We start from the raw sequence: 974 nt of genomic DNA, 5'->3' as shown, positions 1-974 counted from the left end.
TGGCCTGCCCCCATTAGGTGGCCCGGTTCAAATCTAATGCATGGTGGGCTTGCAGGCGACGGTTGAGCTGGCCGGCGAAGCGGGTTGGGGTAGCGCAGCCGGCCACGGCACGGCGGCAGGAGCGGGTGGACGGTAGCCCAGGCTCGAGTGTGGACGCTTGGTGTTGTAGTGATGCCGCCAGCTCTCGATGACGATCCGGGCCTCGGCGAGACTGTAGAAGATCTCGCCGTTCAGAAGTTCGTCGCGGAGTTTCGAGTTGAAGCTCTCGCAGTAGCCGTTCTCCCAAGGCGAGCCCGGTTCGATGAAGGCAGTGCTGGCTCCGACCGCCGTGATCCAGTCGCGCACCGCCTTGGCGATGAACTCGGGACCGTTGTCGGAACGGATGTGCCTGGGCACGCCGCGTAGGATGAAGAGGTCCGACAGAACATCGATGACGTCCGTAGACCGCAACTTCCGGTCGATCCGAATGGCCAAGCACTCTCGGGTGAACTCGTCGATGACGTTCAGCATGCGGAACTTGCGGCCGTTGTGGGTGCGGTCCTCGACAAAGTCGTAGGACCACACGTGGTTGGGACGCTCTGGTCGAAGCCGAACGCACGAGCCGTCGTTCAGCCAGAGCCGACCGCGTTTGGGCTGCCTGGCCGGCACCTTCAGACCTTCCTGGCACCAGATGCGCTCGACGCGCTTCACGTTGACGAGCCAGCCAGCGTCGCGAAGCAAGGCCGCGATCCGGCGATACCCGTAGCGCCCATACTGCGCCGCCAGCTCGATGATGTCGGCCGTCAACGCCGCATCGTCGGCTCGCCCCTTCGGCACCTTGCGCTGCGTCGATCGGTGCTGCCCCAGAACCCGGCACGCCAATCGCTCCGACACATCGAACTTCTTCACGACGCGGTCGATGCATTGGCGACGGCGGGAGGGGCTCACCAGTTTCCCGAGGCGGCCTCCTTGAGGATCAGCTTCTCCAGCGTCAG

General features: G+C 64.4%; 1 pseudogene. It reads right to left on the bottom strand.

Annotation, left to right across the window (positions count from 1 at the left end):
- Positions 1-33: 33 nt before the first annotated feature.
- Positions 34-974, bottom strand: a pseudogene (locus tag O5O54_RS22210) (IS3 family transposase); the annotation flags it as partial.

This window comes from Aureimonas sp. SK2 (assembly GCF_029813115.1).
Classification (GTDB): Bacteria; Pseudomonadota; Alphaproteobacteria; order Rhizobiales; family Rhizobiaceae; genus Aureimonas.
This window is presented reverse-complemented; position numbering and strand designations above follow the sequence as displayed.